Source organism: Microvirga sp. P4_A5 (genome assembly GCF_056402495.1).
In genome coordinates, this window is the sequence record NZ_JBFUHH010000004.1 from 21,534 (window position 1) to 42,599 (window position 21,066).

14 protein-coding genes are annotated in these 21,066 nt (G+C 63.9%); all 14 read right to left on the reverse strand.

Annotated elements, in window-relative coordinates; translation table 11 throughout:
• On the reverse strand, positions 1-912 hold the full coding sequence (locus tag AC1DVM_RS02600) for an ABC transporter permease subunit (RefSeq protein WP_477251787.1): 912 nt from the start codon (positions 910-912) through the stop codon (positions 1-3).
• The gene (locus tag AC1DVM_RS02605; RefSeq protein ID WP_477251788.1) at positions 909-1,919 is read right to left on the reverse strand and encodes an ABC transporter permease subunit; all 1,011 of its coding nucleotides are present in this window, start codon (positions 1,917-1,919) and stop codon (positions 909-911) included. The genes AC1DVM_RS02600 and AC1DVM_RS02605 overlap by 4 nt, the downstream gene beginning before the upstream one ends.
• A 65-nt stretch (positions 1,920-1,984) precedes the next feature.
• Positions 1,985-3,586, reverse strand: a complete 1,602-nt coding sequence (locus AC1DVM_RS02610; RefSeq protein WP_477251790.1) for an ABC transporter substrate-binding protein — start codon at positions 3,584-3,586, stop codon at positions 1,985-1,987.
• A 273-nt stretch (positions 3,587-3,859) separates the two neighbouring features.
• The gene (locus AC1DVM_RS02615; protein ID WP_477251791.1) at positions 3,860-5,770 is read right to left on the reverse strand and encodes a response regulator; all 1,911 of its coding nucleotides are present in this window, start codon (positions 5,768-5,770) and stop codon (positions 3,860-3,862) included.
• Complete coding sequence (locus tag AC1DVM_RS02620; protein ID WP_477251793.1) at positions 5,770-7,515, reverse strand: response regulator; 1,746 nt, start codon at positions 7,513-7,515, stop codon at positions 5,770-5,772. Before AC1DVM_RS02620 ends, AC1DVM_RS02615 begins: the two co-directional genes overlap by 1 nt.
• Positions 7,512-8,585: a chemotaxis-specific protein-glutamate methyltransferase CheB gene (gene cheB / locus AC1DVM_RS02625; protein ID WP_477251795.1), complete on the reverse strand. Its 1,074-nt coding sequence runs from the start codon at positions 8,583-8,585 to the stop codon at positions 7,512-7,514. Before cheB ends, AC1DVM_RS02620 begins: the two co-directional genes overlap by 4 nt.
• On the reverse strand, positions 8,582-10,834 hold the full coding sequence (locus AC1DVM_RS02630; protein WP_477251797.1) for a hybrid sensor histidine kinase/response regulator: 2,253 nt from the start codon (positions 10,832-10,834) through the stop codon (positions 8,582-8,584). The genes cheB and AC1DVM_RS02630 overlap by 4 nt, the downstream gene beginning before the upstream one ends.
• 30 nt (positions 10,835-10,864) lie before the next feature.
• Complete coding sequence (locus AC1DVM_RS02635) at positions 10,865-12,541, reverse strand: methyl-accepting chemotaxis protein (RefSeq protein ID WP_477251799.1); 1,677 nt, start codon at positions 12,539-12,541, stop codon at positions 10,865-10,867.
• A gap of 1 nt (position 12,542) precedes the next feature.
• A complete protein-coding gene (locus AC1DVM_RS02640) occupies positions 12,543-13,139 on the reverse strand; it encodes a chemotaxis protein CheW (RefSeq protein ID WP_477251801.1) in 597 nt (198 codons plus the stop codon).
• Positions 13,140-13,141: 2 nt separating this feature from the next.
• The gene (locus tag AC1DVM_RS02645; RefSeq protein WP_477251803.1) at positions 13,142-14,584 is read right to left on the reverse strand and encodes a CheR family methyltransferase; all 1,443 of its coding nucleotides are present in this window, start codon (positions 14,582-14,584) and stop codon (positions 13,142-13,144) included.
• Entirely contained in the window at positions 14,584-15,090 is a 507-nt protein-coding gene (locus tag AC1DVM_RS02650; RefSeq protein WP_477251805.1) for a chemotaxis protein CheW, read from the reverse strand. The genes AC1DVM_RS02645 and AC1DVM_RS02650 overlap by 1 nt, the downstream gene beginning before the upstream one ends.
• A 90-nt stretch (positions 15,091-15,180) precedes the next feature.
• Positions 15,181-17,349, reverse strand: a complete 2,169-nt coding sequence (locus AC1DVM_RS02655; RefSeq protein WP_477251806.1) for a tetratricopeptide repeat protein — start codon at positions 17,347-17,349, stop codon at positions 15,181-15,183.
• Entirely contained in the window at positions 17,340-18,437 is a 1,098-nt protein-coding gene (locus tag AC1DVM_RS02660) for a family 8 glycosyl hydrolase (RefSeq protein WP_477251808.1), read from the reverse strand. Before AC1DVM_RS02660 ends, AC1DVM_RS02655 begins: the two co-directional genes overlap by 10 nt.
• The gene (locus AC1DVM_RS02665; RefSeq protein WP_477251810.1) at positions 18,434-21,058 is read right to left on the reverse strand and encodes a cellulose biosynthesis cyclic di-GMP-binding regulatory protein BcsB; all 2,625 of its coding nucleotides are present in this window, start codon (positions 21,056-21,058) and stop codon (positions 18,434-18,436) included. Before AC1DVM_RS02665 ends, AC1DVM_RS02660 begins: the two co-directional genes overlap by 4 nt.
• Between the last annotated feature and the right edge of the window lie 8 nt (positions 21,059-21,066).

A 21,066-nucleotide genomic window follows, 5' to 3' on the forward strand; every position in this document is an offset into this window, starting at 1 on the left:
TCAGCGCTTCAATTTGGGATCGAGGGCGTCGCGCAGACCGTCGCCCAGGAGGTTGAAGGCCAGCACCGTGATGAGGATGGCGAGACCCGGAAAAGTCACCACCCACCAGGCGCGAAGCACGAATTCGCGGGCATCCGCCAGCATGGTTCCCCATTCGGGCGAGGGTGGCTGGGCGCCAAGGCCGAGAAACCCGAGCGCGGCGGCGTCGAGGATCGCGGTCGAGATGCCGAGCGAGGCCTGCACGATCAGGGGCGCGGTGCAATTGGGCAGCACCTCCTTGAACATCAGGCGGATCGGGCCGGCGCCGCTCACCCGGGCAGCCGTCACGTAATCCTTCGACGTCTCGGTGATGACCGCGGCGCGGGCCAGTCGCACGTAATGCGGGAGTATCACCAGGGCGACGGCGAGCATCGAGTTCATCAGGCCGGGGCCGAGCACCGCCACGATGACGATCGCCAGCAAAAGGCTCGGCAGGGTCAGGATGATATCCATGAGCCGCATGATGAAAATCTCGGTGATGCCGCGCACGAAACCGGCAACCAGTCCCAGAACGGTCCCGAGAACGATCGAAATAGACACCACTGCGATGCCGATCATCAGCGAAAGGCGCGAACCGTAGATGAGGCGCGAGAGGATATCGCGCCCGATCGGGTCGGTTCCGAGCGGATAGGTCAGCAGCCCGCCCTCCTGCCAGAAGGGCGGCTTGAGCGCCACGGTCGTGTCGGTGAGGTAGGGCGAGTGGGGCGCGATCACATCCGCCAGGATGGCGACCAGCACCACGACGACGATCACCACGAGACCCGCGACGGCGCCGTGATTGTTGCTGAAGTAGCCCCAGAATTCCCGGAGCGGATGGGGCGGCGTTGCCGTCGGCACGGCGACGGCCCGTGTATCGAGGATTTCTGCGGTCATCGGTTATGCCTGATGCGCGGATTGATGAGACCGTAGGTGAGATCGACGAGCAGGTTCACCGCCATGACGACAACACCCAGGAGAAGTGCGCCCCCTTGCAGGACCGGATAATCGCGCCGGAAAATGGCGTCGATAAGCCACTTGCCCACCCCTGGCCAGGAGAAGATCGTCTCGGTCAGGATGGCGCCCGTGAAAAGCACCCCGACCTGCAGGCCGATGACGGTCACGACGGGAATCAGCGCGTTGCGCAACGCGTGCAGCGTGATGATCCGGAACTGCGACAAGCCCTTGGCCTTGGCGGTGCGGATGTAGTCCTCGCCGAGGACCTCGAGCATGGCCGAGCGGGTCATCCGGGCGATGACGGCAAGCGGCACGGTGCCCAGCACGATGGTGGGCAGGATGAGATGGCGAACGGCGGACCAGAACGCGCCTTCTTCGTCGGAGAGAAGCGTGTCGATCAGCAGAAATCCGGTGATCGGCTCGATGTAATAGAGGACGTCGATGCGACCGGAGACGGGCGTGAGATCGAACTGCACCGAGAAGAGCAGGATCAGAATCAGCCCCCACCAGAAGATCGGCATGGAATAGCCCGCCAGCGAGACGCCCATCACGCCATGGTCGAAGATGGAGTTTCGTTTGATGGCCGCGAGCATTCCGGCGGGCAGGCCGATGACGAGCGCGAAGATGATGGCGCAGAACGCCAGCTCGATGGTCGCCGGAAACAGCGTCGAGAATTCGGTCAGGACGGATTCCTGGGTGATCATCGACTTGCCGAGATCGCCCTGCAGCACGCGCGCCAGATAGATCCCGTACTGGACGAAAATCGGCCGGTCGAAGCCGTATTCGATCCGCAACTGCTCGAGGCGCTGCGGGTCGATGCCGCGTTCGCCCGCGAGCGTCTCGATCGGATCGCCGGGCACGAGGCGAATGAGGAAAAAGGCCAGCATCGTGATGCCGAGAAAGGTCGGAATGACGAGACTGACGCGGGTCAGGATGAATCTGAGCATCTTGTGAACTAAAAAAGGCGGAGCGGCCGCAAACAGCCGCTCCGCCGAAGGTTGCGAACGAAGGCTTACTTACCCTTGATATCCACGCCGTAGAAGGTGTGGCGACCAAACGGGGAAAGCTTGAAATCGACGACTTCCTTGCGGACCGGCTTGAGCTGCACCGCGTGGGCCACGGTGAACCAGGGAGCCTGTTCCTTGAAGATCACCTGAGCCTGTTCGTAGAGCTTGGTGCGCTCCGGAATGCTGGTGGTGACCTTGGCTTTCAGCACGAGATCGTCGAACGGCTTGTGGCACCATTTGGCGATGTTCGAGCCCGAGGCCGACTGGGCCGAGGCGCAGCCGAGCAGGGTGTGCAGGAAGTTGTCCGGATCGCCGTTGTCGCCCGTCCAGCCGAGCTGAGCCATCTGGTGCTCGCCCGCCTGCGCGCGCTTGCGGTACTCGCCCCACTCGAAGCTCTTGATTTCGGCCTTCACGCCGATCTTGGCGAGGTCGGCCTGCATCAGTTCGGCGATGCGGCGTGCATTCGGGTTGTAGGGACGCTGAACCGGCATGGCCCAGAGGTCCGTCTCGAGACCGTTGGGATAGCCCGCTTCCGCCAGCAGCTTCTTGGCGGCTTCCGGATCGTACGCGTCTTCCTTCACGGCGTCGTTGTAGGACCACATCGACGGCGGGATCGGGTTCTTGGCCGGGATGCCGCTGCCGAGGAACACGGCGTCGACGATGGCCTTCTTGTTCATCGCCATGTTGAAGGCCTTGCGGACGCGGACGTCATCGAAGGGCTTCTTGGTGGTCTGGTAGGCGAGGTAGCCGATATTCAGGCCGGGCTGTTCGAGAATCTGGACGTTGGTGTCCTTCTTCATCGCCTCGAGATCGGCCGGGTTCGGATACGGCATCACATGGCATTCGCCCTTCTGGAGCTTCGCCCAGCGGACCGATGCGTCGGGAGTGATGGAGAAGACCAGATCGTCGATCTTCGCCTTGCCGCCCCAATATTCAGGGAAGGCCTTGTAGCGGATGATCGCGTCCTTCTGGTACTGGACCAGCGAAAACGGACCCGTTCCGATCGGCTCTTGGTCGATCTTCTCGGGCGTGCCGGCCTTCAACATCGCATCCGCGTATTCCTTGGACTGGACGCTTGCGAACATCATCGCCAGGTTGGCGAGGAACGGCGCTTCCGGCTGATTCAGCGTGAAGCGGATTGTGTAGTCATCGACCTTCTCGACCGATTTCAACAGCTTGGGCATGCCCATGTCGCTGAAATAAGAGTGGTTGGGGCTGGTGACCTTGAAGTACGGGTTGTCTTCCTTCCACTGGCGCTCGATCATGAACATCACGTCGTCCGCGTTGGCGTTGCGGGTCGGCTTGAAGTTCTTGTTGGAATGCCACTGGGCGTTCTTGCGGAGATAGAAGGTGTAGACGGTGCCGTCGGGCGACACTTCCCAGCGCTCGGCGAGGCTCGGGACGACCTTGGTGCCGCCGCGCTCGAATTCCACGATCCGGTTGTAGATCTGCTCGCTGGCGTCGAAGGACGTGCCGGTGGTGTTCACGCCAGGGTAAAAGTTCTCCGGGCTACCCTCGGAGCAATAGACCAGGGTTTTTGCAGCGAGCGGTGCGGCGGCCAAGAAGGCCGGAACGCAAACAGCTGCAAGAAGAGCTGATTTCTTCATTCTGATAGTCCTCTGAGACGGCTCTGGATTATGGCCGTTCTGCGACAGAGTTAAGGTGCGAAGGTCCGTTCTTGTCAATCTGTCCCCTTAGGGGACCCACGGAAACGGGAAAAACTATACCATTTCATGGTTACGACGCGCAGGCGCTTCGCGGTGCGAAACCATCACGTCATCGCGACCGCGGGCGAGCAACCTGCTGGAAAGCGTAGCCATTTGGCGGGAATCGTCAATGCAGCCGGTTCCCCAAGGGCAACGTCTGCGAACGAATCCGAATTATATTTCCGCGCGCGAGAGCGCAGCCGCCACTTCGGTGATTTTGGCGGACAGCTCGGCGCGACCGAACGGCTTGTGGAGAAGCGGGAAATCCTTGGCCATCCGGTCGGGGTCGGCATACCCCGTCACGAGCAGAACCCCGATCCCGCCCCGAAGCTCCTGGGCTCTCACCGCAAGGTCGAAACCGGTCATACCCGGCATCGCAAAATCCGCGACCAGGAGGTCGATCTGGCGATCGGTTCGCAGGATATCCAGCGCCGAGGCCGCGTCCGATGCCTCGATGACGCGATGCCCCATCTCGGTCAGATAGGCGGAGGTCACGGCGCGGACCTCAGGGTCGTCGTCCACGAGGAGAATGCTCGCCGCCGGAACGCTTGAGGCAACAGCGCCGTCGTCATCTGCCGCTGCGCCATTCTCCGTGACCGTACGGGCGAGATAGAGTTCCACCACCGTCCCGGCGCCGACGGTGCTCTCGATGGTGACCGTCCCGCCGGATTGCTGCGCCAGACCATAGACCATCGGCAGGCCGAGACCCGTTCCCTTGCCCACCTCCTTGGTGGTGAAGAAGGGTTCGATGACGCGGTTGAGAATTTCCGGCGGAATCCCCGCGCCCTCGTCGGCCACCGCGATCGTCACGTAATCGCCTGCGGCAAGATCCGCTACGTCGTTTTCGGCGATCGTACAATTGCGGGTCGACAACGAAATCAGCCCGCTTTCGGGCATGGCGTCGCGCGCATTGATACACAGGTTGAGGATCGCCAGTTCGAGCTGATCGGGATCGACCATCGCGGGCCAGAGATGATCGGAGAGTTTCTTCTCGATGCGCACGACGCCGCCCAGTGTCCTCGTCAGGAGGTCGTTCATGTCGTCGATGACTTCGTTCACGTTCACGGCGCGCAGGCTCAGATCCCGCTGGCGGCTGAAGCTCAGGAGGCGCTGAGTCAGGGAGGCCCCGCGTTCGGCCGCGTAGGTGGCGTTTTGCAGCAATCGATTGAGACGCGGATCGTCGGGTGCGCGTCGCGACGCAAGATCAAGGGAGCCCAGCACGGCCATCAGCAGATTGTTGAAATCATGTGCGATCCCGCCCGCCAGCGTCCCCAGCGCCTGCATCTTGTCGGCCTGGCGCAACCGCATTTCCATGAGCTTGCGTTCGGTGATGTCGCGCTCGATGGTTGCGACCGTGGTGACGCTCCCCGATTCGTCCAGGATGGGGATGCGGTTGACCAGATACCATTCCGTGACACCGTCCGGATTGACCCGCTCTTCCATGCGTTCGTCCGGTGCGCGGCCGGAGACAGTGGCGCGCTCCGCGTCCGCGATCGCGGCCGCGCGTTCGGCGGATACAAATTCCTTTTCGAGCTGTCCTATGCAGGAAGCAGGCGGGACATTCAGGCTTTTGGCTTTGCTGCCGTTGAGGCGCAGGAAGCGACCGTCGAGGTTCTTGAACGAGATCTGGTCGGTCGTGCTTTCCATCAGCCCCCGCAGCAGAGCGCGTTCCATGTCGAAATCACGCGCGAGAACCCGCCGCTCGTAGGCTGATCTCACCATGCTGGTCAGCAAGGAAGGGTCCCATGGCTTGGGCATGTAGGCCATGATGCGACCCTTGTTCACGGCGCCGATCACCGCTTTCAGGTCCGCATAGCCCGTGAGAAGAATGGCCTCGGCGTCGCTGTGCTCGCGGGCGCGAGCCAAAAATTCGTCACCGGTCATCTCGGGCATCCGTTGATCCGACAGGATGACGGCGATTGCCGGCTCTTTCTCGATGATCGCCAGGGCATCCCGTGGCGAGGTCGTCGCCAGAACGCGGTATTCTTCCTCGAAGAGATCCTCAAGTGCGATCAGGATATCCGGTTCGTCATCGACGACCAGGATCACACCCTTCTTATCAGTATTTGGGACCGGCGAGGTCATCAGTGGGTCTGCCTCGGGATTGTGATGGTGAAGCTCGTGCCTCCCATGGGGCTCGGATCCACCGTGATGGTTCCCTTGTGAGCCTGCACGACGCTATAGGCTATCGCCAGCCCGAGTCCAGTTCCTGCGCCAACCGGTTTGGTCGTGAAGAACGGTTCGAAAATCCGCTCCCGCAGATCCGGCGGAATTCCCGGACCGCTGTCGCTGATCTGGATCGCGTAATTCGTGCTGTCGCTCCAGGTGTGAATTTCGATGGCGCCCGTACCGGTGATCGCATCTGCCGCGTTACCGATGATATTCATCACCACCTGGTTGAGAAGCGCCGGCGAGCAGTAGAGGTCCGGCACGGCGTCATAGCGCCGGCGGACATCGATGCGGGTGCCGAGCCGATGGCTGAGCAGAGCAAGGACGGTGTCGATGGATTCGCACACGTTCACGGTCTGGAATTCGCCCTCGTCGAGACGCGAGAAGCGCCTGAGATTGAGCACCAGTTCCTGGATTCGCCCAAGGCCCAGCTTCATGGCGGCGATGCGTTCCCGCGATTTGGCGACCGGCTTGTGGACGCCGGCGCCATCGGGAAGCTTGCCGGCAACGTCCGACAACAAACGCTCGACCGTACCCTGATGGGCGAGGATGAACGCCAGCGGGTTGTTGATCTCATGCGCGATGCCTGCCACCAACTCACCGAGCGAAGCCATTTTGGCGGCTTGAACGAGCTTGGCCTGCGTGTCCTTCAGGAGGCGGTTTGCCTCTTCGAGTTCATGGTTGGCTTTTTCGAGCGCGCCTGCCAGCGCCGCGCGCGCTTCGGCGGCGGCCGCTTCGGTCCGTGCGCGTTCGAGCGCGAGATCACGCTCCTGCAATTCGGTTTCGATGCGCCAGTTTTCGTCCTGGAGCAGTTTCCGACGAACAAGCGCGCGGATGCGCACCCGCATGGCGTCGGCATCGGCGGCAGCCGGCACGATATCGTCCGCTCCCGCCGCGAAGGCGCGCGCCAGAGTGTCCCCGCCGTCCTCATTGCCGAGTCCTACGATGTAGAACGTCGCCACTTCGGTACCCGGCACCGGGGCAACGCCGCGATAGACGTTCAGGCGCCGACAAAGCTCAACGCCGTCGAATTCCGGACTTTGAATGTTGACGAGCACGCAATCCAGGCTTGTCCCCTGGGCTCTCACGAGATCGAGCGCCTCATCCGGCCCGGACACGCAAGTGACCAGATACCCCTCTCGCGACAACACCTCTTCCAGATACGTTCGCCTGGCCGCCGCATCGTCGACCACGAGGATGCGCGCGCGACGGAACGCATTGAAGCTCGGCGCATCGCGACTCTCCTGAACGCTCGCGAGCGGCGTCGCGCGACGGCGCAGCAAGGCCCGGATTCGGAGAATGATGAGGGCCTGCTCGGCGGACTTGGACACGTAGGCGTCCGCCCCGCTTTCAAGTCCCTGTCGTTCGACCGCGCGCTCCCGTGCCTCGGTCAGCATGATGACGGGGATAGCCCGCGTCCTCACATTGAGGCGCATCTGGCGTGACAGCTCGTCGCCGTTCATCCCGGGAAGGTGAAAATCCGCAATGACGAGGTCCGGCAACTTTTCATTCAGGCTGTCGAGAGCGGCCTCGGCGGTCGAGCGCCAGGTCACATTGAAGCCATTGGTCTCGAGGACGTGCCGCAGTTGCAGCGCCTGCGTCTCCGAATCCTCGACCAGAAGAATATTGGCGCCTTCCGGGGCGCCGGCTGCCGCGCTCATGGGCGGGAATCCTTCACGAGCCGGGTGATCCGTGGCGCGATCAGGTCGAGAGGGAGACTCGCGCGGACGCCGCCCATTCGCAAGGCGGCGGCCGGCATTCCGTAGACTACGGCCGTGCTTTCGTCCTCGGCGATCGTGTAGGCGCCGGCCTGCCGCATTTCCAAGAGGCCCTGGGCGCCGTCCTCCCCCATGCCGGTCAAAATGACGCCGAGCCCTCTCGGGCCGACCGACCTGGCAACCGAACTGAACATCAGGGTGGCAGACGGTCTCTGGCTTGCAAGCGGCGCGCTCGCGCTGATCTGGAGGGTGCCAGCCGGTGACAAGAGCAGGTGCCGGTCGCCGGGAGCCACATAGACGCGACCTCGCGTCGGGATTTCCTGTTCGCGCGCCACCGCGACATCGAGCGGCAGGATGCCGTCGAGCCAGGACGCGAAACCCTCCATGAACGGGGCTCCCATATGCTGGACGAGCAGAATCGGAAGCGGGAAATCCGCCGGAAGCGCGCCCAGCACCTTGGCGAGCGCCGGCGGTCCTCCGGTTGAGGCCGCAATGGTGAGGAGGGTGGGCTGCGTTGCGACCGCATCGTCCCGCAAGCTTGCGCCAGCCTGCTGCGCCGGCCCGCGCCACGCAAGCGAGCGTTGCCGTACGACCGGTACGCGGCTCATGATGTAGAGCTGCGTGCAGATCGTCTCGGCCAGGCTCTCGTATCCGGCATTCGTGACCCCTACGGGCTTCTCCACGACAGAGAGCGCGCCTGCGCGAAGCGCGTTCATGGAGATTTTGAGAGCCGAATCCTCAATGCTGCCCGCGATCACGACGATCGGCGTCGGATGTTCCGACATGATCCGGCGGGTGGCCTCGAGCCCGTCCATGCCCGGCAAGCGGATGTCCATCGAGATGACGTCGGGCTGGACACGGCCGATCTCCCGCAAAGCCTCTTCGGCCGAACTGACGGCGGCGGCCAGAATCAGGCGCGGGTCGCGCGTGATGATGTGCGCGAGCAATTGGCGCACGACAAGCGAATCCTCCACGATCATGACCCGGGCCGGGGTATGCGGCGTGGTTTTCATAACACCTGTCCGATCGTCGCCAGCAATTCGCGCTGGTCGAAATTCTGCTTGGTGATATAGGCGCTCGCCCCGAGATCGAGGCCGCGGCGGATATCCGCCGGATCGGCGCGCGACGTCATCAGAATGACAGGGGTCGCCGAGAGGCGCGGATCCGTCTTGACGGCCTGAAGCAGGCCAAATCCATCCATCCGCGGCATTTCAACGTCGGCGATCACCACATCCACGATAGTTTCGCCCGACCGAAGGACATTGAGCGCGTCGAGGCCGTCCACGCTCAGAAGGACGCGATACCCCTGGGCTTCAAGGATGCTCTTTTCGAGCGTTCGGGTGGTGATGGAATCGTCCACCACAAGAATGGTGGTCGTGTGCTTTTCCGTGCGATCGCCCCACTCGACGAGCCCGAGGCCGGTCGCTGCGACCCGGCTCTCGTGCCGGGTCCAATGCTCGACCAGCAATTCCGGCGAGAGGACCAGCGCCGGCATCTCGTTCTCGAGCATGACGGTTCCAGACACCAGATCGCTGACGCCGATCGCATCGACATCGCTCACCAGCATCGTCCGGACGTCTTCGAAGGCATTCACCGCGAATGCGCAATAACGGACGCCATGTTTCACCAGCACGGCCTTGACGCTCGCATTCTCGATGGGAATTTGCGCATTCGGTGATCCTGTGAGCGCGGCGAGAGCCACCACTGGCACGACAACGTCTTGCCCTCCGATCTCGATCCGTGCGGCAGGACGTCCCTCCACGTTCTCCAGCGCATCGGCGCGCAGCCGAAGCAACCGCTCGATGCCGTAGGTGGGGAACCCGAAGGTCCGCCCTTCCGCCTCGGCGAGCAGGAGCGGCTGGCGGGCAGCCGTGAACGGGACGCTCAGGAAGGCCTCGGTCCCCCACGGAAACCGCGGACGCAACAGAACGGAGCCATGGAGCTTGCGCGCGGCCTCGGCCACCACCGACAGGCCCATGCCTCGTCCCGACAATCTGTCCACGGCGGTCGCGGTGGAAAAGCCGGGGGAAAAGACCAGCGACAGAAGCTGGTCCGTCATCGGCATCCGTTCCCCCGGCGCCCGCGCCGGCAGCAAACCCCGCTCGACGGCCACGTTTTCGATCCGCGCAAGATCAGGCCCGCGCCCGTCATCGCGGATGCTGACCGCCAGCCGCCCGCCCCGGGAGGACAGCTCCAGGGTAATCTCACCGCGCTCGGGCTTGCCGGTCTTCGCGCGCTCGTCCGTCGGCTCAAGGCCATGGCTGACGGCGTTCCGCAGAAGATGCATGACCGGATCCTTCAGGGCCTGAAGGACCCGACGATCCGCCTGAATATCGAGACCGATCGTGCGGACATGAACGTCGCGACCCTCTTCGCGGGCGATTTCACGGACCATCGGACCGAAATTGCCGAACACTGTATCGGCCGAGACCAGCGAAACCCGATCGACGTCGTCACGCACCTGCCGGGCGGCCTGCTCGATGGTCCAGGCCGATCTCCGACGGTCGCGGGAAAGCGACGAGATGGTGCGGAACAGACCTTTGAGATCCTGATCAAAATCACGCAGACGAGACGTGAAGGCGGCCGTGCCGCGCGACGTCGGGTCCGGGACATACTGGGCGCTTCCGGCCGACTTGACCTGACGCTGAAGCAGGTCCCAGCTTCTTCGCAATCCCCGGACGTCGCGTTCGATCTGGTGCAGGTCCTCCGCGATCGCCTCGTCGGCCTGGATCTCGGCCAGGAGCTGGTGCATGGAGCTGGACAATTGCTCCATCTGGTCGGCTGCGACCCTCAGATACGAACCGCCCTCAGACGCGCCTGAGACCTCCGGTCGGAGCGGGGCGTGGCTTTCCTCCCGAGGCGTGAGCGGCTGGGAAGCCGGGGCGGTCTCGTGAGCAAGGGCGCGCCCGAGCGTCGCGAGGGCGGGCTCCGGCGATGTCATGGCTGTCGGCGCATCGATCTCGGCGACCAGATCCTCGATGGTATCAAGGCTCTGCCGGACCGCCGCCACGGTGCTGGCGTCAAGGCCGCGTTGCTCGTCGAGGAGTCGCGAAAACAGCGCTTCGAGGTGGTGGGCGACCTCTTCGACCTGCGGCAGCTCGACGGCGCGCGCAGCGCCTTTGAGCGAATGGGCTCGGCGGAAAACGTCCGTGAGATCGACATTGCCTGCCTCGGCATTGTCCAACGCCTCGCGGATCGCGTGCAAATGCTCTCGATGCTCCACATCGAAAGCGGCCAGCAATTGCTTGCGAATATCCTTCACGATGCACTGGGCTCCGGGCTCACGCGAGGTTCACAAACGATAGCGTTCGACGAGGCCGAGAAGCTGCTGCGACAGATCGGACAGGTTCGCCGCCGCCATTTCGAGCTGGCGTGTACCGGCCGCGGTCTGCTGGCTCGCCTGTCGAATGTTCTGAAGCGCCCCGGTGACCTGTTCGATGCCCAGTTGCTGCTGGTTGGTGGAGGCGACGATCTGCTGGAAGGTTTGCACGCTTTCCTGAACGCGGCTGGAGATCTCGGTGATGGTCGCCTGCGTGGTGTCGGTGCGCTCCTTGCCGGCGGTCACGCGCTTGACAGCCTCCTCGGTCAGCATGACGGAGGAGTTGATGCCGCGCTGGATGTCGCCGAGAATGGAGCGAACCTGCGATGTGGCGTCCTTCGCCTGGTCCGCCAGAACCTTCATCTCGGATGCGACGACCGCGAAGCTGCGACCATTCTCGCCAGCGGCCGCGGCTTCGATCGCCGCATTGAGCGCGAGCAGGTGAGTGCGCTCCGAGATGTCGTTGACGGTGGAAATGATTTCGCCCACCGCCTGCGTCTTCTCACTGAGCGCCACGATGTTCTCCGCCACGGCCTCGCCCTGTTCGCGGATCGCGTCCATCGCGCGGGCCGTTTCTTCGACCGCCTGCAGTCCTGCCATGCTGGTCTGCGCCGTCGCCTGCGCGGACGCGATCACTTCCTGGGCACGTTTTCCGATCTGCGCGCCCGAATGGGTGATCTCATCCACCGTGGCGGCGGTTTCCTGGACCGCGGCGAGCTGCTCTTCGACGCTTGCCGCCTGCTCCTGCGTCGAGGCGCGAATTTCCGCGGCCGCCGCGTTCAGGTTTTCGGTGGCTTCCCGGCTTTGCTTCGCTAATTGCCGAAGCCCGTCCACCATCCCGTTCAGGGTGCCGCCGAGACGCCCGAGTTCGTCCGTTCCCGCGGTCGCGGTCTGGCCGGCGAGATCGCCTCGTCCGACCCGTTCGACGAATTCCATGAAGGCGTTGAGCGGGTTGGCGATCGAGGCCCTCAGGAGATACGTGATGAGGACACTCAGGATGCCGACGACCGCGAGAGCGATGATGATCGAGATGCGGCTCTGTTCATAAACCTCGTTGACCCGCTTCTGCCCGAGGGAGATCGCCTCGCTGAGGACCTTGTTGACGTCCTCCAGGGATTTGCTCCACGCGTCGCGGCTGGTCCGCAGTGAATTTTGCGTGGCAAGAACCGTCGCGAGGTCGTTTGCCTCGATGGCGGCGAACTGGCGCTCGGAGGTCACACGGAGCTGGCGCAACTGCGCACTTGCGCCGCTCAACAATTCGGAAGTCCTGCGCCATGCGTCGGCCCGTTGGCTCGTGACGGACGCCGAGAGGTAGGAATTGGTGGTCGCGATGGCTTGGTTGAGCGCACTCTCGGTCGAGGCGGCGCGGCGGCCCCACTCGGCGACCAGCTCTTCATGCGCCCCCTGCTGTTGGCCGAGGGATCGCAACAGGAATCGCGACAACGCTTCTTCCCGCGTTCCGCGCATCTCGCTCTGGCTGCGGGCCGTTAGATCGAGCTGGCGCTGCAGGGCGAGGTCGCGCGTGACGATCGTCTCAGTCGTCCGTGTGACGTCGTCGAGCTGGTTGATCGTGTAGGCGCCAAGCCCGACCATCAGCGCAACGATGAACGCGAAGCCGAGGAGGATGCGATTCGCTATCGAGATTGTCACCTTAAACTCCGGAAACGGGGGAAGCGGGAAGGAAGGGGCGGATCAGACGTTCCACGTCGATGAGCGACACGACGCGTTCCTTGTCGGACGAGCCCGCTGGGATTTCGGCATATCCGATGACCGCGTCGTTGCGAAAGGCCTGGCCGTCTTCCGACGTCAGCGAAGTCGCCGCTACGACGCCCTGAGCGCGCTCGACTCTCAGCGCGACGCGCGGCTTCTCACGGCGCAGAAGCACGAAATGATCGAAAACAGTCTTGGACGAAGCGGACATACTAAGCGCGGTCGAGAGATCGATCACGCTGACCGGGCGCCCGCGGCGTCCGAGGATTCCGACGAGTGCCGCAGGCCCATCCGGAATCGGCACGCATGTCTGTGCCGGCAAGATCTCGGCGATATCCGCAAGCGGAATGCCATAAAGCTCGGTTCCCGCCACGCAGATGAGCACAGGCGCGGCCATCGTAGTGGGATCAGCGGCGACAGGCCGCCTCGCGGCGAGGTTGCGCGTCCGCTCTTCCAAAATGAGACGAGCGTTCTCCTCGGACGAATAGGCGCCCTCCAGGTTGATCTCTCTCAGTTTGCGACGAAGTGATCTCGCCATCGTCAGACCTTGCTGCGGCTACGGGATCGCGGCGCGAGGTGAGTGCGTGCGAGTGACTTGAAATCGCCGGCCAATAATCCGTCCGCCTCGGCCAAGGGATGCTCCGGCGGCAGCGAGCCCGCGATGCGTGCGGCGTTGGTGATAGAGCGAAGTCCTTGCTCGACCCGTCCGGTGCCGATCATGTGAAGGCCGAGATGATAATGCGCCATGACAAAGTTCTTATCGAGATAGACGCTGTCACGGAAGGCCTTCTCGGCGTCGAACGGCATCTTCCGGGCTTGTGCGACCAACCCCCTGTAGAAATGCAGGACCGGCTCCACGGGTCGCACGGCGAGTCCGCGCTCGCAGGTCGCGGCAGCGTCCACGAGCAACCCCGCATCGGCCAGACGCCGGACCTCGCCCACAAACGTCTCCGCCTTTTCGATTGCTGCCCCGGATGGAGGCGTGGAAGTGGCAGGTGCGCGACGGATCGCGGGTTGCAACTTTTTGGGCTCCGGTGGTGCGGCCGCTGGAAGAGGGACCCACGCGACGGGGATTTCCGGCGCGCCAGCGAAGGCGGAGCTCCACGAAGAATTGTCGGGAGGCAAGCGCCGGTATGCGCTCGTGCCCGGCAGGTTGATCGCCCTCATCATCTCGGCGAATCCCGGATTCGGTTCCGCATGCCCGACCAGCATCCACCCGGATTCCACAAGCGTGTCGCGCAGGGCCTCGACGATTCGATTGACGGTGTCGGGATGAAAATAGATCAGCACATTTCGGCACAGGATCAGGTCGAAATCGGTGAATTGCAGCGGAGAAGTTCCGTCCAGCAGACTCAAAAGATTGTGGCGCTCGAAGCGGACCATGGAGCGGAATTCCGGCCTGAGCTGCCATTGGTCCCGTTCCGACGACTGGACGAAATAGGCGTCCTTGTGTTCCGGGCTCATTGAGCGCAGCGCCCACTGACCGAAGCGCGCCTTGCGTGCAGCTTCGATGAAATTGTCGTTGATGTCAGTGCCTACGATGCTGACACGCCAGTCCTTCAGCGTGTCGCCAAGGAGCTCCGTCACCAGGATGGCCACCGAATAGGCTTCCGCGCCCGTCGAGCAGCCCGCGCTCCAGATCCGCAGACGCTTCTCCGCGCCGTTTCGCGCGACAATCTCGGGGAGGATAACATCCCGGAGGGCGTTGAATTGCTCCACATAGCGAAAGAAAAAAGTTTCGCCGATGGTGATCTCGGCTTCGAGGCGGGCCCATTCGGCCGGCCCCAGGACAGGATCGCTCAGTCGCTCCAGATAGCTGGCGCAATCCCGGTTTCCGGTGGCCCGGAGCCGCTTTCGGATCCGCTCCCAAAGAAGCTCGTCCTTGTCCACGTAATAGAAATGACCCGTCCGTTCAACGATCAGGCTCTTCAGCCGCGGAAACGTTGGATCGAGTGCGAAGCTGGTAACCGGCGAAGGTGCCATCAATCAGCCACCGCCCACTCGCCCAATCGGTCCTGCGCTTTCGCTCCGAGCGCGGCGATGGCCTGCTGTTCTTCGGCGAACAGGATCTTGTCGAGAGACAGGAGATGCACAAGGCGGCCATCCATGTCGATTTCAGCCTCCACGCAACCGTTCAGGGTTCCCGTCTCACGGAGCGGAGACAGCCGGCGGTCGTCGATTTCGCGCAGATCGACCACCCGATCGACCAGAAGCGCCAGCGGATTTCCGGATCCCGGCGCATCCACCTGCATAAGGTGACCGTAGAGGTCGGCATGATTGTGGGTCTTGCCCTCGTCCAGACCGAACAGGATGTCGAGGCGAACGACCGCGACCGCCGTGCCGCCGAGGCTGAAGAACCCGGCAACGGGCCGCGGGGTCGCGGGAGGGCGCCAGAGGTTCGGCACGGGCAGGATCTCCCGCACCGCTTTGCGCCGGATGGCGCAGCGGGTGTCGCGAACATCGAACAGAAGGATCTGCAGGCTAGCCATTACACACTTCAATCAGCCTTGGCAGCGATCGGAGCCGGGTATATTGGGCGGCACACGACCCCCGGCAACCCGCGCTTTCCACAAGCTGAACTATTGGCGGATATTCTGGGTCTTTTCGAGAATCGCGTTGAGGCCCACGCTGGCCTCATCCGACGAGCCGGTTCGGTAAACCGCCCGGAAAATCCGCTCCGCATCCTTGTAACGGCCAAGCTTGAAGTACGACCAGCCGCGCAGCATCATCAGGTCGGTCTGTTCGGGAACGACCCTGTTGCGCTCGCCGAGGGCCAGGGTCACCTCAGTCCAGCGACCTTCGCGATAGGCAGCCAGAGCGCGCTGACTGAGGATGCTGGCGGTCAGTTCCCGACGGCGTTCGGCGGTCTGAGGAGCGGCCGCGGCCGCAACCGCCGCTTCCGCGGTCAGGTCCTTACGCAAATAAGCCAGCGACTTGCCATAGGCGGCCTCCTCACGGGTTTGTCCGGTCCCCCGGCGGACCGCCTCGTCGAACGCGCTGACGGCCTCCATCGGACGATTGAGCTCCATCAGGCACCAGCCGAGGCTAACGGCGGACCCGGGTGATAAGGTGCTGGGACTGCGCGTGACCGTACAGCCCTTCGCGCCGCGACCGGATGAGCTTGCCTCCGCCGTGCGACTGGCGACGCGGCGCGCAGGCGTCACGGGCTCGTCGGGCATTGTCCGTTCGAAAGCCGGCGGCTCATCGGGTCGCCGGGGAATCTCCGCTTGCGCCTGCCGTTCCGGGTCGACGCGCCTTGCGCCGACATCCGACGGGTCGGGGGACGCGGGCGCCGTCATGGCGCCCGTCGTGTCGGACGCTTCCGACCTGACCGATCGTCGGTCGGAAGACGGAATTCGTCCATCAGCCACATCCGCGATCCGTGGGGATTTCGCACGCCATTTTGAGACGAGCGCGTTGAACCCGGCGCGGTCGTTCAACCGCTGAGCGGCGAGAACCGCGCCGTAGGCGGAGAGTTCGTCGTCGGCTTTCCAACTGAGCGATTCCAAGAACCAGTCGCGCGCCGAGCGGAACTGGCCGGTGTTGTAGGAGTACCAGCCCAAAGCCTGCGCGGCATTTGTGGAACGCTCGTTGACCACCGCCGGTATAACGCGGGCGATGACACGCGGCTCGAGGCGCGGAGGCGGGTCCTGGCTCAGGAGCGCGGTGGCGACGTCCAGATACACGCGCATGTTCTCCTTGGCCTTGTCGCGCCAGTCGAAGGCGAACGCCTCTGCCTCGACGAAGCGATTGAGAGCCCGCAGCGACAGCGCGTATCCTTCGGCGGCTTTTGGGTCGGCCCCGCGATCCAGCGCGAGCTTGAACCACTCAAGCGCCTTCTCGGAATTCTTTCGGTGATAATTGTAATAGCCGAGCACCAGCGCATTGCCCGAATCGGCGGGGTTCTCGGCAAGTCGCTCGACAACCGCCAGATCTTCGGGGGCCGCGGTGACTTTGCCGTCGGCGGAGGCCCGCTCGACGCGACGGCGCGCGAGTTCCTCGCGGATCAGGCTGAAATCATCGGGCGTGCCGCCCGACTTGCGCTCAAGCTTCAAAAGCTCGGTGACGTCCGGCTCGGAGAGCAGCGAAACCGCCTTCTGCAAGGTTCCCATACGCTCCGCCGGGTTGCTGCAATTCGTCAGCGTATAGGTGTAGACGTCGCGGGCGCGGGGAGCCTGGTTGGTTTTGACGAAGGCCTCAGCCACGCGCCAGAGCACGTCCACGTTCTCGCAGGTCAAGAGAGAAGGCGTTTCGGTCGCGACAGCCAGAACCGTCCGCCACTGGTTGCTATCTGACGCGTTCGTCAGCCGCTTGCGCGATTCGGACTGCTCGAGCGCCGTGACAAGTTCGGCCGGCGGCTTCCATTGCGGTTCGCGCGTCTGGCGTTCGGCGATGGCCGCGCGAATCTCTGCGATCTTGCCGTCGGCGTAGAGTTGCCAGAGGGAGTCGAGGGCCGGATCGGTGACCGGCACTCCGGACCCCGCGAGCTGCGACAGGTCCGAAGGCGGGACCCATTCGGGATAGAGAGCGCGAAGGCGCGCGATTTCCGCGTCGACGCGACGTGTGTCGCCCTGCGATGCGAAATATCGGAGAGCGGATTCGTCGACCGACGGCCTCGACGACTGGGCGGATCCAGCGGGCGGGGCATTCGGTGGTTGCCGCACGCCACTTTCGCCGGATTGCTGGGCGATGGCCGCGAAGCCAAGGCTCACGATCGCAATCGCTATGGCACCGCGCGCTACAGACATGTCGGATATTTTTCACGCACCAAGGACATCGAGAGCAGATAGAGCGTCGCGGGATAATATAGTTTCGGCTCAAAAGACTTCAGCGGGGCCGGGATCGGCGTGCCATCGACCGCGCAAGAGAGGGCCGCCGCCATCGCCGCATAGCCCTGGTCGGTCAATTGCTCGCGCACCTCGCCCGTGAGGACGTTCACAACGGCGACTCCTTCGCTGCCTGCCTTCCAGCGCTCATTGACCGTCCGCAGCCATGCAAGGTCAGACATGCCCGCCCGCAATAAGTAGAGCGGTATCCTTAACGAGTTGTAACCGAACTCGGGAGGCAGGCCGTCGGCCGTGCGCGGTTGCGCGCGGGCGCTGATGGAGAGCCAGTCCGCGGGAAGCTTCGTCTTGCCGGTGGTCGCCTGTTGCAGCAGCACGAGACCGCGACGCCAGAGGGCGCTCCAGTCGAATTTCGGCGCAAGACTCGCGAGCACCGGAAACGCCTCGAACACCCAGTACGACAGGTTGACCACCGGGCCGTCGGGGCGCTCGGAAGAAGCGAATCCCTTCGCGCCCGGCAGCAGAAACGGCATGTCGCCGTCGCGGCCGATGACCGTCCTGCCGATGGCGGATGCGAGTTTTTGGGCCGCCTTCAGATAGCGATCCTCTTTCCAGAGGGTGGCGGCCTTGCCGAGCGCGTACGCGATGAGGATATCGCCGTCAGTCGCGTTGTTGCGGTCGGTCACATGTGGAGACGCTGCCGGATCCCACTTCCAGACCGCCAATCCGTCGTCCCGGATCAGAAACTCTGTGTGGGTGAAGGTCCAGATCTTCTCGAAGGTGGCGCGGTCTTCAGCCGCGAGCGCCAGGATCAGCCCGTATCCCTGACCCTCGCTGTGGCTGATGTCGCCATTGGCATTGTCCACCACACGCCCGTCGGCGCGAACGAAGCGCGAGCGATAGCCCTCCCAGTCGCCGGCCGAGATGGTGCCGGCGATCCTCACAGGCTCGACCGGGGCGCTCTGCGCTGGCGCGAGGGGAAGCACGAGAGCGACGAACGCGGCGAGGACCCAGGAATGGCGTGGCGCATGACGAATCCCCTTCGCCCTCATTTATCGCGTCCCAGGTGGTTGAGCATCAGGTAAGTGGCAGCGCCCAGCAAGGCGCAGCAGGCGACCATGAGCAGCGCATATTGCAGGATGTTGATCGACATCCAGTTGGCGGCGACAAGTCGCAGGTTCATCAGCGAGAAGGGCCGAGTCTGGACGAAACCGAAATCTCCCACCGGCTGCACCTCCACTTTGGGTTCCGTCGGATCGAGGGAGGCCACACGGCCCGCAACCTGCGACCACACGAGCGGACTCGTGATGCGCACCATTTCGTCGGCTAGGCTCTCGGATGTGCGCGCCGTGACAAGCGTCCATGTCCCCGCGCCGTCTGCCCGGCTCTGGGCCAAGAGAAGGCTGGTGCGCTGAGGCGGTTCATAGGCGATCCCTGCGCGGTCCTCCAGCGAGAGCGAAGCCAGCGACAGATTGAACGTGCGTTCGACCCAATCGGTGAACGAGACGGCGGTTCGCTCGATGAATCCGCGTCGCTGCAGGCTTTCGGCCCATCGCTTGCGGATATCGTCGGTCGAAGCGCTCTCGATGCCGATCGACTGCGTCTTGGGCGGCACATAATCGGATCGGTTAGCATCGGGTACGGTTCCGGCGAGTGCCGCCGTATTGGCGGCGACGCCTTGGGGATAGGACCAATTCGACGACGGCGTCGATTGCCAGATGGTCTTGAGGTCTTCGACGATATTGACCCGGCCGAGCATTCCGGCCGGAAGCTGGTCGATGGCACCAACGACGATCGCGGACGTATCGCCGCCCGATACCGCATTCAAAAACTGCGCCCGGACGGGCTCGCCGGAATCGCGGGCCATGCGCGCCAGCAGAGTTCCGGCGGCGGAATAGTTCAGGGCATCCTGGCGCGCGAGCACGATGGACGCGGGCTGCGCGCCGAACGGATATCCGCCGCTGCTGAGCGCCGCCAGATCGGGAATGCGCCCGATCCGCCCGTAGGTTGGAATGAACAACGCGGTCGTGTCGAAAAGCACGAACCGATTGGCTTCCGACAAGGTCTCCCCCGGCGCGCATCGCTCGTCGGCGGCCGTCATCAAGACGACCTCGAAAGCCACGTGATTGATGCCGGGCTTGAAGTTTCGCATCGGGATGCGGACCGGATGACGACGGAATACATCTCCGCGTGCCGTGATCGTCATCGTGGCGCTGATCCGGCCGTTCACATACAGGTCGACATGACTTCCGGGAAGAACCGCCGGCGTATGCGCGGCATCGAGAAGAAGAGTCGCCTCGCCGTAATCGCCGGCATAAAAATCGGCAGGCAGATTGATGGCAAACCGGGCACGCAGGCGTCGGCCGGAAAATTCCTGGGTGGGAATTCCGAGCTCCGAGAACGGGGTCGCGTTGCCACCCGGGAGGGTCGGAATCTCGGGCCACATCCAGCTTGCGGTGTCCACGGTGTTGCGCACGCGCCCGTCGCGGTTGAGAGCTGGGGCGCCCACGATATTGATGGCGTTGTCGAGGTCGCTCCAGGTCGGCCCGGAGACGACCAACGTTGCCGAGCCTGCGCTGTTGTCATGCATCACGATCGCCAGCGCCTGCACGCCGGCGGCCTCGGGCGGTGAGGCCATGACGCTGCGCAGCTCCCCGGCGATTCCCATCACGACCTTGATGGTTCCGGCGGGACTGGGGCCGGGGTCGGATTCCATCACGCGGATGACGGGGTGGGCATAGCGCCCGCGAAGCGCCACCATCTGGGCGAGGCGCAACAGGCGATCCCTGATCTCGGGCCGGAAGATCCGCGGGGCCACGATACGGATGGTCGTGATGCCTTGCGAATCCATCCCGATCGCCGGCAGATCCTCGAGGGAGCGAATGGTCCGATAGGTGTTGTCGGCGAAGATCAGGCCTGTCGAAGCGGCGTCGAGCTGCGTCCACAATTCGTAGGTCGCGCGGATCGTGCAATCCGTCCTGTGGCGCTGCAGGGCCTCGATGCGGATGATGTTCTGGCCCGCACGAAGGAGTCCTGAGCGGACAGGCAGGACGGAGCGGAAGATGTTGGCCGAGGACGCGATCGTGATGTCGTTGACCGTCTCTCCGTTGATGATGACGCGCAGGCGCGAAGCCTCGGGCATCACCACGACGGCATTCTGATAGCCAACCGCGAGGCTCTTTGCGTTGGCGGCCTCGTCCTGGGTCAGGCTGAAGGCCCAGGATCTCGCGTCGCTTTCACCCTCGAAGCGGAGGGTTTCGAAAGGAAGGATCGGTTTCTCGACCCGGGCCGGCACGCGTGCCGCGTTGACCGGCGCCGGTGCCGGCATGGTCGATGCGCCGGTTCGCGCAGGCGCATCGGGTTGCTGAGTTCGTGCCGCCGCAGCCGGGGGGACCGCACCTTGCGGCGACATGTCGAAGGGCGCGGCCACCGGCGCGACGTTGCCGGGCGGTGCAGGTCGCGGCGGAGCGGCAGGCGCGGGGAGGGGAGCGGCCCCTCGCATATCGAAGGGAGCGGGCATTGCCGGCGTGGCGTCGCCGTTGGTGGGCGGCTTTGGGGCCGCCGCAGGGATGCTGGTCGCCGGCGACATGTCGAACGGAGCGGCTTGGGCCAGGGCCGGGCGCGGGGCGAAGGCCTCGAGAGCCAGCAGGACTGGAATGAGATAGGCGCGCATACCCGATC

Bases quoted from the DNA above. Each gene is read 5' to 3' on its own strand.
- AC1DVM_RS02605 (WP_477251788.1), bottom strand. From the start codon at position 1,919: ATGCTCAGATTCATCCTGACCCGCGTCAGTCTCGTCATTCCGACCTTT.
- AC1DVM_RS02640 (WP_477251801.1), bottom strand. From the start codon at position 13,139: ATGGCGAGATCACTTCGTCGCAAACTGAGAGAGATCAACCTGGAGGGC.
- AC1DVM_RS02650 (WP_477251805.1), bottom strand. From the start codon at position 15,090: ATGGCTAGCCTGCAGATCCTTCTGTTCGATGTTCGCGACACCCGCTGC.
- AC1DVM_RS02620 (WP_477251793.1), bottom strand. From the start codon at position 7,515: ATGAGCGCGGCAGCCGGCGCCCCGGAAGGCGCCAATATTCTTCTGGTC.
- AC1DVM_RS02660 (WP_477251808.1), bottom strand. From the start codon at position 18,437: ATGAGGGCGAAGGGGATTCGTCATGCGCCACGCCATTCCTGGGTCCTC.
- AC1DVM_RS02655 (WP_477251806.1), bottom strand. From the start codon at position 17,349: ATGTCTGTAGCGCGCGGTGCCATAGCGATTGCGATCGTGAGCCTTGGC.
- AC1DVM_RS02600 (WP_477251787.1), bottom strand. From the start codon at position 912: ATGACCGCAGAAATCCTCGATACACGGGCCGTCGCCGTGCCGACGGCA.
- AC1DVM_RS02610 (WP_477251790.1), bottom strand. From the start codon at position 3,586: ATGAAGAAATCAGCTCTTCTTGCAGCTGTTTGCGTTCCGGCCTTCTTG.
- cheB (WP_477251795.1), bottom strand. From the start codon at position 8,585: ATGAAAACCACGCCGCATACCCCGGCCCGGGTCATGATCGTGGAGGAT.
- AC1DVM_RS02645 (WP_477251803.1), bottom strand. From the start codon at position 14,584: ATGGCACCTTCGCCGGTTACCAGCTTCGCACTCGATCCAACGTTTCCG.
- AC1DVM_RS02665 (WP_477251810.1), bottom strand. From the start codon at position 21,058: ATGCGCGCCTATCTCATTCCAGTCCTGCTGGCTCTCGAGGCCTTCGCC.
- AC1DVM_RS02615 (WP_477251791.1), bottom strand. From the start codon at position 5,770: ATGACCTCGCCGGTCCCAAATACTGATAAGAAGGGTGTGATCCTGGTC.